The following is a 12,908-nucleotide window of genomic DNA, read 5'->3' on the forward strand; positions in this document are numbered from 1 at the left end:
TTACCCTCGCGGCTCAATGCTTGCGGCCAGAATCGCCAGAACCAGTTGCTGGAAATCCAGGCCGGCGGCACGCGCCGCCATCGGCACCAGACTGTGATCTGTCATGCCCGGTGCGGTGTTGACTTCCAGGAACCAGAACTGCCCGTCGGCGTCCTGCATCACGTCCGCCCTGCCCCAACCGGCAATACCCAGCGCCTCACAGGCTTTGGCCGTGAGGTCCATGAGTTCCTTTTCTTTGTCGCTGTCCAGGCCGCACGGAATGCGGTACTGGGTATCGTTGGCGATGTACTTGGCGTCGTAGTCGTAGAAACTGTGCGTCGTGCCCAGGGCAATCGGTGGCAACACCTGGTCACGCAGGGTGGCGATGGTGAACTCCGGACCGTGAATCCATTGTTCTACCAACACTTGCGAATCGTAGGTACTGGCCGCTTTCCACGCCTCGATCAACTCGGGCGCAGAAGTCACTTTGGCCATCCCGATACTGGAACCTTCATGGGCCGGTTTGACGATCAAAGGGAAACCCAGTTCCGTGGCCGCCGAAATACAATCGGCCTCAGAGCTCAGTACCGCGTGGCGTGGCGTCGGAATGCCGAGGCTATGCCAGACTTGCTTGGTGCGCAGTTTGTCCATCGCCAGTGCCGAGGCCAGAATGCCGCTGCCGGTGTACGGAATCCCTGCGCATTCGAGCAGGCCCTGCATGCTGCCGTCTTCACCGCCACGGCCGTGGAGGATGATGAAAGCGCGGTCGATTTTTTCGCTCAGCAGGCGTTGCAGCAGGTCATCGCCCACATCAATGCCGAACGCGTCCACACCGGCGCTTTGCAGTGCCTGGAGCACCGCGTTACCCGACTTCAGGGACACTTCACGCTCAGCACTCTTGCCGCCGAACAGCACGGCGACGCGACCGAAATCTTTCGGTACGACAGTGGAGACGAGGTTGGCGTAAGCAGCAGTCATTTCAACTTCCCCTCTACCGGTGCGGCTACGGCCCCGGCGAACAACGGACTGTTCAACAGTTTGGGTGCGAGACCACCGATATCACCGGCACCCTGGCACAGCAGAATGTCGCCGGCACGCAGCAGCGGCTTGACGATCGGCGCGAGGTCGATGCCGCGCTCGATGTAGATCGGGTCGAGCTGACCGCGCTGACGGATGCTGTTGCACAGCTTGCGGCTGTCGGCGCCCGGAATCGGCTCTTCGCCGGCCGGATAGACTTCCATCAGCAGCAGCACGTTGGCGTCGGCCAGCACATTGACGAAATCGTCGTACAGGTCGCGGGTGCGGCTGTAACGGTGCGGCTGGTAGACCATCACCAGACGGCGCTCCGGCCAGCCACCGCGCACGGCTTTGATCACGGCCGCGACTTCGGTCGGGTGGTGACCGTAGTCGTCCACCAGCATGACGTTGCCGCCTTCGACCGGCAGTTCGCCGTACACCTGGAAGCGACGGCCAACACCCTGGAACCCGGACAGCCCCTGGACGATGGCTTCATCGCTGACGCCTTCGTCGGTGGCGATGCAAATGGTCGCCAGCGCGTTCAGTACGTTGTGGTTGCCCGGCATGTTCACCGAGACATCCAGCGGCTCGCGGTCAGGGCGCAGCACGGTGAAGAAAGTCTGCATGCCTTGCTGGCGTACGTTGATGGCACGCACGTCGCAGTCATCGCCGAAGCCGTAGGTGACCGTAGGACGTTTCACCAGCGGCAGGATTTCACGCACCACCGGATCGTCCAGGCATACCACCGCCAAACCGTAGAACGGCAGGTTGTGCAGGAACTCGACGAAGGTTTTCTTCAGCTTGTTGAAGTCACCGTCGTAGGTCGCCATGTGATCGGCGTCGATGTTGGTGACCACGGCCACCAGCGGCTGCAAGTGCAGGAAGCTGGCATCGCTTTCGTCGGCTTCGGCGATCAGGTAGCGGCTGGTGCCGAGCTGGGCATTAGTGCCCGCGGCGTTCAGACGGCCACCGATGACGAACGTCGGGTCCAGACCACCGGCCGCGAACACCGAAGCGATCAGGCTGGTGGTGGTGGTTTTGCCGTGGGTCCCGGCGACGGCGATGCCGTGGCGATAGCGCATCAGCTCGGCCAGCATCTCAGCACGCGGCACCACCGGAATCCGGCGTTCCAGCGCGGTCGCGACTTCCGGGTTGGACGTGTTGACGGCGCTCGACACCACCAGCACGTCGGCGGCTGCGGCGTTCTCGGCACGATGGCCGATGAAAATATGCGCACCAAAAGATTCCAGGCGTTCGGTCACCGGCGACGCTTTCAGGTCGGAACCGGACACTTGATAGCCCAGGTTCAACAACACTTCAGCGATGCCGCACATGCCCACGCCGCCGATGCCGACGAAGTGGATTTTACGGATGCGGCGCATTTCCGGTTGCGGCATGGCTTTCTGATTCTCAACCATGAGCCACCTCCAGACAGGTATCGACCACGTTACGGGTTGCATCGGGTTTGGCGAGGCGGCGCGCCGCGCTGGCCATGTCGTTGAGTCGTTGCGGTTGCATCAGGACCTCTGTCAGGCGTGCAGCAAGATCCGCTGCGCCAGTCGTTCTTTGCGGCATCAGGAAGGCAGCGCCTTCACGGGCCAAATAATCGGCGTTGCGGGTCTGGTGATCGTCGATCGCGTGGGGCAAAGGCACCAGCATCGAGGGCAGACCGGCGGCCGCCAGTTCACTGATGGTCAGCGCTCCTGCGCGGCACACCACCAGGTCGGCCCAGCCATAGGCTTGGGCCATGTCTTTGATGAAAGGCTGCACTTGCGCCTCGACGCCAGCCGCGCGATAGCGCTCTGCAGTCACTTCATCGTGGTTTTTGCCGGCCTGGTGAAACACGTCCGGGCGCAGGTCGGGGGCGACTTGCGACAGGGCTTCAGGCAGCAACTTGTTCAACGGCTCTGCGCCCAGGCTTCCGCCCAGGATCAACAAACGCGCCTTGCGACCGGCCAGGGCAGGTCGCGGTGTTTCGAGGAACAGCTCGGTGCGCACCGGGTTACCGGTGGTCCGACGGCTGTCCGACAGGGTAAAGGTGTCGGGGAACGCTTCACAGACTCGGGCGGCCAACGGCACCAGCAACCGATTGGCGGTACCGGCCACGGCGTTCTGCTCGTGAACGATGACCGGCACGCCGGCCAGTCTGGCTGCAACGCCGCCAGGGCCAGTCACAAAACCACCAAAACCGACCACACAGACCGGCCGCAGCTGACGAATGATCGCCCGCGCCTGCCAGATCGACTTGAGCAACATGACCGGCGCCTTGAGCAGAGACAATTTGCCCTTGCCGCGCAAACCGCTGGCGTGGATCCGATGCAATTCAATACCGGCCGCCGGCACCAGATCGTTTTCAATCCCGCGGGGCGTGCCGAGCCAGTGCACGGTGTAGCCGCGGGCCTGGAACTCGCGAGCACAGGAAAGTGCCGGGAACACGTGGCCCCCGGTGCCGCCGGCCATGATCAGTACGTTAGCGCCCATGGTTCGGCTCCTCGGCAAAGTCGCTCTCATGGAATTCCATCTCTTCGCTGCCCAGGTGGGTTCGACTCTCCCACTCGATGCGCAGCAACAAGCCAAGACAGGCACAGCAGATCACCAACGAACTGCCGCCATAACTGAGGAATGGCAGGGTCAAACCTTTGGTCGGCAGCAGGCCGACGTTCACGCCGATGTTGATCAGGAATTGGCCGATCCACAGGAACGACAAACCGTAGGCAACGTAGGCGGCAAAAAACTGTTTGGCTTTCTCGGCCCACAGGCCGATGTACATGCCACGAATACAAACGAAGACGAACAGCGCCACCGTGCACAGGGAACCCACGGCACCCAGTTCTTCAGCCAGCACCGAAAACACGAAGTCGGTGTGGGCTTCCGGCAGGTAGAACTGTTTCTGCACGCTGTTGCCCAGGCCGACGCCCAGCCATTCGCCGCGACCAAAAGCGATCAATGCCTGGGAGAGCTGATAGCCGGCACCGAACTGGTCGGCCCACGGATCGGCGAAGTTGGTCAGACGCGCCATTCGATACGGCTGCATCTGAATCAACAACACCACCGCTGCGACGGCCAGGACCACCATCAGGGAAAAACGGAACAGTCCGACCCCACCGAGGAACAGCATCGCCGCAGCCGCCCCCATCATCACGACGGTGGCACCGAAGTCCGGTTCCATCAGCAACAGCCCCGCCATCGGCAGCAGCACGATGAACGGCTTGAAGAAGCCCATCCAGCTTTCACGCACTTCTTTCTGGCGACGCACCAGATAACCGGCGAGGTAGATCACCACGAACACCTTGGCGATCTCGGAAGGCTGAACGTTGAAGAAGCTGAAGCCGATCCAGCGCATCGAACCGTTCACCTCGCGGCCGATCCCCGGAACAATCACCATCACCAGCAAGCCGAACGCACCAATCAGCATCAGCCAGCCCAGGCGTTGCCAGGTGGCAATCGGAATCATCATGGTGACGATGCAGGCACCCAGGCCCAGCACAACGTAGATAAGGTGGCGAATCATGTAGTACAGGGCGCTGCCCGACTGCACCGCCCCCACCTCGGTCGATGCCGAGGCAATCATGATCAGTCCCAGGCCGAGCAGTGCCAGGCAACCGGCGAGCATCGGGAAATCGAGGTCGATACCGCGCCCGGTAATGAGCGGCGATGGATACGGCTTGATGATGTTTCTCAAGCTCATGCCAGATCCTCCACGGCGCGGACGAACTGGTGACCACGGTCTTCATAGTTCTTGAACATGTCGAAACTGGCGCAGGCCGGCGACAGCAGTACCGCATCGCCCTTTTCGGCGATGTTGCGGCATTGCTCGACCGCTTCGATCAGCGAGCCGACGCGAATCAGTGGCACGGCAACGCCAATGGCCTCACCGATCTTGTCGGAATCACGGCCCATCAAAATGACGGCGCGGCAGTTGGCCGCCACCGGATCACGCAAATCCTTGAACTCGGCGCCCTTGCCATCGCCACCGGCGATCAGCACAAGCTTGCCGTCGATGTCCGCGCCCAGGCCTTCGATGGCCGCCAGAGCGGCGCCAACGTTGGTGGCTTTGGAGTCGTTGTAGTAGCTCACACCATCGAGGTCGCGGACCCACTGGCAGCGATGCTCGAGCCCGGCGAAAGTGCGCAGGGCCGAAAGCATGGCATCGAATGGCAGGCCGACGGCGTGGCCGAGCGCCAATGCCGCGAGGGCGTTGGACTGGTTATGCGCGCCACGAACTTTCAACTCGCGCACCGGCATCAGGTTCTGGAATTCGAAGGCCAGGTATTTCTCGCCATCCTCTTCCCGAATGCCGAAGGCCTTGAAGTCGGGTTTGTTCAAACCGAAGGTCCAGCACGGCTGACCTTCGCCCATCAGCGGACGGCTCAAGACGTCGTGACGGTTGACCACAAACTGCCTGGCGCCCCGGAAGATCCGGTGCTTGGCCAGGTGATAGGCCGGCAGACCGCTGTAGCGGTCCATGTGGTCTTCACTGATGTTGAGCACGGTCGCCACTTCAGCGTTGAGCTGATCGGTGGTTTCGAGCTGGAAGCTCGACAGTTCCATCACGTACAGCTCGACGTCATCGCTGAGCAAATCCAGCGCCGGCGTGCCAAGGTTGCCACCGACGGCAACACGTTTACCGGCCGCAGCTGCCATCTCACCGACCAGGGTGGTGACGGTGCTTTTGGCGTTGGAACCGGTAATAGCAACAATCGGCGCTTTCGCGTTACGCGCGAACAGCTCGATGTCGCCGGACATCTTCACGCCACGGGCGGCGGCAGCCTGCAGGGCCGGGGTCGCCAGCGCCAGGCCGGGGCTCACGTAGAGCTCGTCGGCGCGGCACAGGAATTCGACGTCCAGCTCGCCACAACGCACTTCCACGTGCGGATAGTCACGCTTGAGCGTGGCCAGTTCCGGTGGATTTTCCCGCGTATCGGCGACAGCAAACGACACGCCCCGGTTCGCCAGGAAGCGAACCAGGGACATGCCGCTCTTGCCGAGGCCGACAACGATGCGGAAGTGGTCAGAAGCGATCAGAGACACTCGTTCTACCTCAGCTTCAGGGTGGCAAGGCCGATCAACACGAGAATCACGGTGATGATCCAGAAACGGACGATCACGCGTGGCTCGGGCCAGCCCTTGAGTTCAAAGTGGTGGTGAATCGGCGCCATGCGGAACACGCGGCGACCGGTCAGCTTAAAGGACGCAACCTGAATCACGACTGACAAGGTCTCCATCACGAACACACCGCCCATGATGAACAGGACGATTTCCTGACGGACGATCACCGCGATGGTGCCCAGGGCCGCGCCCAGCGCCAGCGCGCCAACGTCGCCCATGAAGACCTGTGCCGGATAGGTGTTGAACCAGAGGAAGCCCAGGCCCGCACCGATCAAGGCGCCGCAGAACACAATCAGCTCACCCGCGCCCGGTACGTAAGGAATCAGCAGGTATTCGGCGAACTTCACGTTACCCGACAGGTAGCAGAAGATCCCCAAGCCACCGCCGACCATCACGGTAGGCATGATCGCCAGACCGTCGAGGCCGTCGGTCAGGTTGACCGCGTTGCTCGAGCCGACAATCACGAAATAGGTCAGAACAATAAAGCCTGCGCCCAGCGGAATGCTGTAGTCCTTGAGCATCGGCAGGATCAGGGTGGTTTCCACCGGCGTCGCGGCAGTCATATAAAGGAAGATCGCGGCGCCCAGGCCGAACACTGACTGCCAGAAATACTTCCAGCGGCTCGGAAGGCCGCGAGAGTTTTTCTCGATGACTTTGCGGTAGTCGTCAACCCAGCCGATGGCGCCGAACAGCAGGGTCACCAACAACACGACCCAAACGTAACGGTTGGTCAGGTCAGCCCAAAGCAAGGTGCTGACGCCGATGGAGGAAAGAATCAGCGCGCCGCCCATGGTCGGGGTGCCCGACTTCGACAGGTGCGATTGCGGCCCATCGTTACGAACGGACTGACCGATCTGACGGTTCTGCAGCGTCCGGATCATCCACGGGCCATAGCACAGCGACAAGACCAGCGCGGTCAGCACACCGAGGATCCCGCGCAGGGTCAGGTACTGAAAGACCGCGAAGCCTTTGTAGAACTGTTGCAGATACTCCGCTAGCAGCAGCAGCATTAATGTTTCTCCAGGCTGGTCCCGCACAAAGCGGCAACGATGTTTTCCATCGCTGCACTGCGCGAACCCTTGATCAAAATGGTGGTGTTTGTGTCCTGCTCGGCTTCCAGGGCCTTGATCAGTTCAGCCTGTGTGCTGAAGTGAAAGGCCTGCTCGCCGAAAGCGTTCACGGCGTGAGCCATCATTGGCCCGACGGCGTAAAGCGCGGAAACCTTGCCGCGGGCGTAATCGCCCACATCGCGGTGCCCCTGCTCTGCCCACGCGCCCAACTCGCCGATATCCCCGAGCACCAAAACGGTGCGACCGGAAAAGCCGGCGAGTATATCAACGGCGGCGCACATAGAGGTGGGGTTCGCGTTGTATGTGTCATCTATTACGCGCATGCCGTTAGGCGCCAATTGCGCGACGGTGCGGCCCTTGACCGGTTGCACCGCGCCAAGGCCGGTGGCGATGCCGAACAGCGACACACCCAAGGCATGCGCGGCAGCGGCAGCGGCCATGGCATTGGCGACGTTATGGGTGCCGAGCAGATTCAGCTGAACCCGTTCCACACCTTCAGGGCTGTGCAGGTTGAACGCTGGGCAACCGCGGGCATCGCGGTCCAGATCGCTGGCATGGAAATCGGCCTTGACGTTACTCAGGGCAAAAGTCAGCACTTTTCGACCGGCGGCACGGGTTTTCCAGATGTCGAAGGCCTTGTCGTCAAGATTCAGCACGGCGATGCCATCGTCATCCAGCCCTTCGAGAATCTCGCCCTTGGCTTCGACGATTTTTTCCGGCCCGCCGAACTCACCAACGTGGGCGGTCCCGGCGTTATTGATGATGGCCACGTGGGGTTTGGTCATGGCGACGGTGTAGGCAATCTCGCCAATGCGCGAAGCGCCGAGTTCGATCACGGCGGCGGTGTGCTCCGGCGCCAGTTCGAGCAGGGTCAGCGGTGCGCCGAGGTCATTGTTCAGGTTGCCACGGGTCGCCAGCACCGGACCGCGTGTGCGCAGGATGCTCGCCAGCATTTCCTTGACCGTGGTCTTGCCGCTGGAGCCGGTAACGGCCGCGACCGGCTGAGTGAACGCGGCACGGTTGATCGCACCCAACTGGCCGAGGGCCTGGCGGGTGTCCTTGACCAGCAGTTGCGGCAGCGAGCTGTCAGCCACTTCACGCTCGACCAGGGCAGCCACGGCGCCTTTGCCGGCGACGTCATTCAGGTAGTCATGACCGTCGAAACGCGGGCCGGCCAGCGCAATAAACAGCTGGCCGGGCTTGATCGCGCGACTGTCGATGCTGACACCGTCAAAGCTGGCATCGGCGCCGATCAGACGGGCATTCAGTGCACCGGTCAGCTCACTCAGTTTCAAGGCTTTAAGCATGGGCCACCTCCCACGCGGTCAGGGCATGATCGGCCTCGACCAAATCGGAGAAGGCGTGGCGCTCGCCGTTGATTTCCTGATAGTCCTCATGACCTTTTCCGGCCAGAACAATCACGTCATCCGCAGAAGCGCTGGCGATCAGCTGGGCAATCGCCTGGCCACGGCCGGCAACGAAGGTGACTTTATCCACAGCGGTGAAACCGGCGCGGATGTCGTCGAAAATCGCGGAGGGGTCTTCGGTGCGCGGATTGTCGTCGGTGACCAGTACACCATCGGCCAGACGCTCGACCACTTCAGCCATCAGCGGACGCTTGCCGCGATCGCGATCACCACCGCAACCGAACAGGCACAGCAACCGCCCTTTGGCGTGAGGACGCAGGGCCATCAAGACTTTTTCCAGCGCATCCGGCGTGTGGGCGTAATCGACCACCACCAACGGCTGAGAGCCGCCCCCCAAACGCTGCATGCGACCGGCCGGGCCTTCGAGCTTGGGCAACACGTTGAGGATTTCGTCCAGCGCATAGTCCAGACCGAGCAAGGCACCGACTGCGGCCAACACGTTGCTCAGGTTGAAGCGGCCGAGCAAGGTGCTGCGCAAATGGTGTTCGCCTTGGGGCGTAACCAGCGTGGCGCGCACGCCTTCGTCATTGAACTGCGCTTCGCGGCAATACAGGTAAGCGCTGGAGTCTTCCAGGCTGTAAGTGATCAGCCGCGACTCGCCCTCATCAGCCGCCAGTTGCCGGCCGAAATCGTCGTCGAGGTTGACCACCCGGCACTTCAGATCATTCCAGGCAAACAACTTGGCCTTGGCTTCGCCATAGGCCTGCATGGTGCCGTGGTAATCCAGATGATCGCGCGACAGGTTGGTCATCACTGCCACATCGAAGGCCAGCGCGGTTACGCGGCCCTGATCCAGCCCATGGGAAGAGACTTCCATGGCCACGGCTTTGGCACCGGCCTTTTTCAGATCGGCGAGGGTCGCTTGCACTGCAATCGGATTCGGCGTGGTGTGCAGGCCGCTTTCCAGCGCGCCGTAGAAACCGGAGCCCAAGGTGCCGACGATGCCGCAGTGTTGCCCGAGCAAGTCGAGTGCCTGCGCGACCAATTGAGTCACGCTGGTTTTACCGTTGGTGCCGGTCACGCCGATCAGGTTCAAGTGACGGCTCGGGTCGCCATAAAAGCGCCCCGCGATGTCCGACAGCTGCGCCGCCAGGCCTTTGACCGGAATCAGCGGCACGTCGGTAATCGGCAGCACGGTCGCGCCTTCGACTTCATAAGCCACGGCGGCAGCACCGCGCTGCAAGGCGTCGGCGATGTGCGCACGACCGTCAAACTTGCCGCCTGGGACCGCAAGGAACAAATCGCCTGCCCGTACGTTACGGCTGTCCAGCGCCAGTTCGCGGATCAACAGATCATGACCGGCATGGGCGAAAATCTTGTTCAGGCTCAGCGACATCAGCCGCGCCCTCCATTAGCTTTCAGCGGAACGACCGGTGCGGCGTTCGCTTGTTGAGTGGCTGGCAGGTTGTCCGGGGTGATGTTCATCAGGCGCAGAGTCCCGGACATCACTTTGCTGAACACCGGCGCCGATACCAGACCACCGAAGTAACCGGCCTTGGTCGGTTCATCGATCACCACCACGATCGCGTAACGCGGGTCGCTCATCGGGCCGAAACCGGCGAACAGCGAGCGGTAGGAGTTCTCGGCGTAGCCTTTGGTTCCGACCGACGTTTTACGCGCGGTACCCGACTTGCCACCCACGTGATACGCCGGCACCTGCGCACGGAATACGCCGCGCGGCGCTTCGATCACTTGTTGCAGCATCCCTTGCATGGTTTTCGCGACGGCTTCCGGCAGCACCTGAGTGGTTTGCGGCGCTTTGTCGGTTTTGATCAGGGTCAACGGTGCGAGACGACCGTTGTTGGCCAGGGCCGAAAAGGCGTGGACCAACTGGATCGCGGTCACGGAAATACCGTAGCCGTAGGACAGCGTGGCGGTTTCAGCCTTGCGCCATTCGCGGTAGTTCGGCAGGTTGCCAACGCGCTCGCCCGGGAAACCCAGGCCGGTGTCCTGGCCGAGGCCGACTTTCTGTGCCAGACGGAAAATCGTTTCGCCGCCGATATCGAACGCGACCTTGCTCATGCCGACGTTACTGGAGTTGATCAGAATACCGGTCAGGTCGAGCACCGGACCTTCGGTCTTGGACACGTCCTTGATGGTGTATTTACCGATCTGCAAGCTGCCCGGGTACACCTCGACGGTGTCGCTCGGTTTCCAGCGCCCGGTTTCGATCGCGGCGCTCATGGAAATCGCTTTCATGGTCGAACCCGGCTCGAACACGTCAATCATCGCGCGGTTGCGCATCATCGCCGGTTGCAGGTTGCGACGGTTGTTCGGGTTGTAGGTCGGCTGGTTGACCATGGCGAGGATCTCGCCGGTCTTCACATCCATGATCACCAGGCTACCGGCCTTGGCGCCGTTCTCGATGATCGCGTTGCGCAGTTCGCGGTTGGCCAGGTATTGCAGACGCAGGTCAATCGACAACGCCAAGGGCTTGCCGGCCTTGGCGTTTTTGGTGACCTGGACATCTTTGATGAGCCGGCCGCGCCGGTCCTTGATGACCTGTCGCTTGCCGGGCACCCCGGCCAGCCATTCGTCGTAGGCCAGCTCGACGCCTTCGCGTCCGTGATCGTCGATATCGGTAAAGCCGACCATGTGGGCGGTGACTTCACCGGCCGGGTAGAAACGCCGGAATTCTTCGATGCCATAAACCCCCGGTACTTTCAGATCGAGCACAGCCTGGCCCTGCTCAGGCGTCAGCCCGCGCACCAGATAAATGAACTCTTTGTTGGCCTGGGCTTCGAGACGTTCGGCCAGGGCCTTCGGGTCCTGCCCCAACGCGGCCGCCAGTGCTGGCCATTTCTCTTTGGCCAGCTGCATTTCCTTGGCGTTGGCCCACAGAGTGGTGACCGGGGTACTCACGGCCAACGGCTCGCCGTTACGGTCGGTGATCAGACCACGGTGAGCCGGAATCGGAATATGACGAACACTGCGCGCGTCGCCCTGACCTTTAAGGAAGTCACGGTCGACCACTTGCAGATCAATGATGCGCCAGGAAATCGCCGCCACCATGATGCCGAGCAAGCCCAGCACCACACGGAACCGCCATGGAAAAAGTGCACCTTCAAGTTTCATCATGGCGCCACCATCTGCACTTCAGCGGCGCCAGGAATGCGCATTTTCAACTGTTCGGTCGCCAGCACTTCGATACGGCTGTGGGCAGTCCAGGTGCTCTGTTCGAGAATCAACCGCCCCCACTCCGCCTGCGCCTTGTCGCGCACGCTCAATTCGTTGTACAGCGAATTCAACAGCTGACGGTTCCAGTGCGCGCTATAGGACACGCCAATGGCCGACACGAGCACGCCGATAAATAGCAGCAGCATGAAAAAGCTTCCGCCTGGAAGTGGCTTGGCGAAAAGCTTACTCACCGCAGCTTCTCCGCGACGCGCATGATGGCGCTACGGGAACGTGGGTTGGCTTTGAGTTCGGCCTCGGAGGCGGACTGCGCTTTGCCATGGACTTTGATTTTCGGTTCGAAGGCAACGTGACGTACCGGCAGGTTGCGCGGCAGGTTGTCGGCTTCGCCTTTCACCAGTTTGCGCATGAACAGTTTGACGATGCGGTCTTCCAGCGAATGGAAACTGATCACCACCAGGCGACCACCGACCTCCAGACATTCCAGCGCGGCTTCGAGACCGGTTTCCAGATCGCCCAGTTCGTTGTTGACGTGAATACGCAGCCCCTGGAATGCACGGGTAGCCGGATTCTTGCCCTTTTCCCACGCTGGGTTGGCGACTTTCAACACTTCAGCCAGATCGGCAGTGCGCTCGAACGGCTTGATGTCGCGACGCTCGGCCACGGCACGCGCCATGCGGCCGGAGAAACGTTCTTCGCCGTATTCCTTGAACACCCGGGCGATTTCTTCCACCGGCGCGGTGTTGACGAACTCGGCGGCGCTGATCCCGCGGGACGGGTCCATGCGCATGTCCAACGGGCCGTCGTTGAGAAAGCTGAAACCGCGCTCAGGGTCGTCGAGCTGCGGCGAAGAGACGCCGAGGTCAAGCAGAACGCCGCTGACCTTGCCGGCCAGACCGCGTTCGGCGACTTCCGAACCGAGCTCGGCAAAGCTGCGCTGCACAACGACAAAGCGGCCGTCTTCGGCCGCTAGCGTTTGCCCGGTGGCAATCGCTTGAGGATCCTTGTCGAACCCGAGCAACCGACCATCAGGCCCGAGCTTGCTGAGGATCAACCGGCTGTGTCCGCCGCGTCCGAACGTGCCGTCCAGATAGCAGCCATCAGGACGTACGGCGAGAGCCTCGACGGCTTCGTCAAGCAGTACGGTGATGTGGTTAAAGCCGCTATCAAT

General features: G+C 61.7%; 11 protein-coding genes. All 11 read right to left on the reverse strand.

Annotation, left to right across the window (positions count from 1 at the left end; all coding sequences use genetic code 11):
• The 11 genes from J3D54_RS03410 to rsmH are packed head-to-tail and all read right to left on the reverse strand — an operon-like array spanning position 1 to position 12,908.
• Positions 1 to 957: a D-alanine--D-alanine ligase gene (locus J3D54_RS03410; protein ID WP_253416700.1), complete on the reverse strand. Its 957-nt coding sequence runs from the start codon at positions 955 to 957 to the stop codon at positions 1 to 3.
• A complete protein-coding gene (gene murC, locus J3D54_RS03415; protein WP_253416701.1) occupies positions 954 to 2,414 on the reverse strand; it encodes a UDP-N-acetylmuramate--L-alanine ligase in 1,461 nt (486 codons plus the stop codon). The genes J3D54_RS03410 and murC overlap by 4 nt, the downstream gene beginning before the upstream one ends.
• Positions 2,407 to 3,477, reverse strand: a complete 1,071-nt coding sequence (gene murG / locus J3D54_RS03420) for an undecaprenyldiphospho-muramoylpentapeptide beta-N-acetylglucosaminyltransferase (RefSeq protein WP_018930134.1) — start codon at positions 3,475 to 3,477, stop codon at positions 2,407 to 2,409. Before murG ends, murC begins: the two co-directional genes overlap by 8 nt.
• On the reverse strand, positions 3,467 to 4,678 hold the full coding sequence (ftsW, locus tag J3D54_RS03425; RefSeq protein ID WP_253426481.1) for a putative lipid II flippase FtsW: 1,212 nt from the start codon (positions 4,676 to 4,678) through the stop codon (positions 3,467 to 3,469). Before ftsW ends, murG begins: the two co-directional genes overlap by 11 nt.
• A 2-nt stretch (positions 4,679 to 4,680) precedes the next feature.
• Positions 4,681 to 6,027 carry a UDP-N-acetylmuramoyl-L-alanine--D-glutamate ligase gene (gene murD, locus J3D54_RS03430; RefSeq protein ID WP_253416702.1) on the reverse strand — a complete coding sequence of 449 codons (1,347 nt, stop codon included), beginning with the start codon at positions 6,025 to 6,027 and terminating at the stop codon, positions 4,681 to 4,683.
• 5 nt (positions 6,028 to 6,032) lie between these two features.
• Entirely contained in the window at positions 6,033 to 7,115 is a 1,083-nt protein-coding gene (gene mraY / locus J3D54_RS03435) for a phospho-N-acetylmuramoyl-pentapeptide-transferase (RefSeq protein WP_008016698.1), read from the reverse strand.
• Complete coding sequence (gene murF / locus J3D54_RS03440; RefSeq protein ID WP_253416703.1) at positions 7,115 to 8,482, reverse strand: UDP-N-acetylmuramoyl-tripeptide--D-alanyl-D-alanine ligase; 1,368 nt, start codon at positions 8,480 to 8,482, stop codon at positions 7,115 to 7,117. Before murF ends, mraY begins: the two co-directional genes overlap by 1 nt.
• Entirely contained in the window at positions 8,475 to 9,938 is a 1,464-nt protein-coding gene (locus J3D54_RS03445; RefSeq protein WP_253416704.1) for a UDP-N-acetylmuramoyl-L-alanyl-D-glutamate--2,6-diaminopimelate ligase, read from the reverse strand. The genes murF and J3D54_RS03445 overlap by 8 nt, the downstream gene beginning before the upstream one ends.
• Positions 9,938 to 11,677 carry a penicillin-binding protein 2 gene (locus J3D54_RS03450; protein ID WP_253426484.1) on the reverse strand — a complete coding sequence of 580 codons (1,740 nt, stop codon included), beginning with the start codon at positions 11,675 to 11,677 and terminating at the stop codon, positions 9,938 to 9,940. The genes J3D54_RS03445 and J3D54_RS03450 overlap by 1 nt, the downstream gene beginning before the upstream one ends.
• Entirely contained in the window at positions 11,677 to 11,970 is a 294-nt protein-coding gene (gene ftsL / locus J3D54_RS03455) for a cell division protein FtsL (RefSeq protein ID WP_003205353.1), read from the reverse strand. The genes J3D54_RS03450 and ftsL overlap by 1 nt, the downstream gene beginning before the upstream one ends.
• Positions 11,967 to 12,908, reverse strand: coding sequence for a 16S rRNA (cytosine(1402)-N(4))-methyltransferase RsmH (gene rsmH / locus J3D54_RS03460; protein WP_086776265.1), 942 nt, complete (start codon positions 12,906 to 12,908; stop codon positions 11,967 to 11,969). The genes ftsL and rsmH overlap by 4 nt, the downstream gene beginning before the upstream one ends.

Source organism: Pseudomonas sp. GGS8, assembly GCF_024168645.1.
Classification (GTDB): Bacteria; Pseudomonadota; Gammaproteobacteria; order Pseudomonadales; family Pseudomonadaceae; genus Aquipseudomonas.

What these genes read in the sequence shown, in the direction of transcription:
- J3D54_RS03410 (WP_253416700.1), bottom strand. Translation starts at nt 957, where the DNA reads ATGACTGCTGCTTACGCCAACCTCGTCTCCACTGTCGTACCGAAAGAT.
- murC (WP_253416701.1), bottom strand. Translation starts at nt 2,414, where the DNA reads ATGGTTGAGAATCAGAAAGCCATGCCGCAACCGGAAATGCGCCGCATC.
- murG (WP_018930134.1), bottom strand. Translation starts at nt 3,477, where the DNA reads ATGGGCGCTAACGTACTGATCATGGCCGGCGGCACCGGGGGCCACGTG.
- mraY (WP_008016698.1), bottom strand. Translation starts at nt 7,115, where the DNA reads ATGCTGCTGCTGCTAGCGGAGTATCTGCAACAGTTCTACAAAGGCTTC.
- murF (WP_253416703.1), bottom strand. Translation starts at nt 8,482, where the DNA reads ATGCTTAAAGCCTTGAAACTGAGTGAGCTGACCGGTGCACTGAATGCC.
- J3D54_RS03445 (WP_253416704.1), bottom strand. Translation starts at nt 9,938, where the DNA reads ATGTCGCTGAGCCTGAACAAGATTTTCGCCCATGCCGGTCATGATCTG.
- J3D54_RS03450 (WP_253426484.1), bottom strand. Translation starts at nt 11,677, where the DNA reads ATGAAACTTGAAGGTGCACTTTTTCCATGGCGGTTCCGTGTGGTGCTG.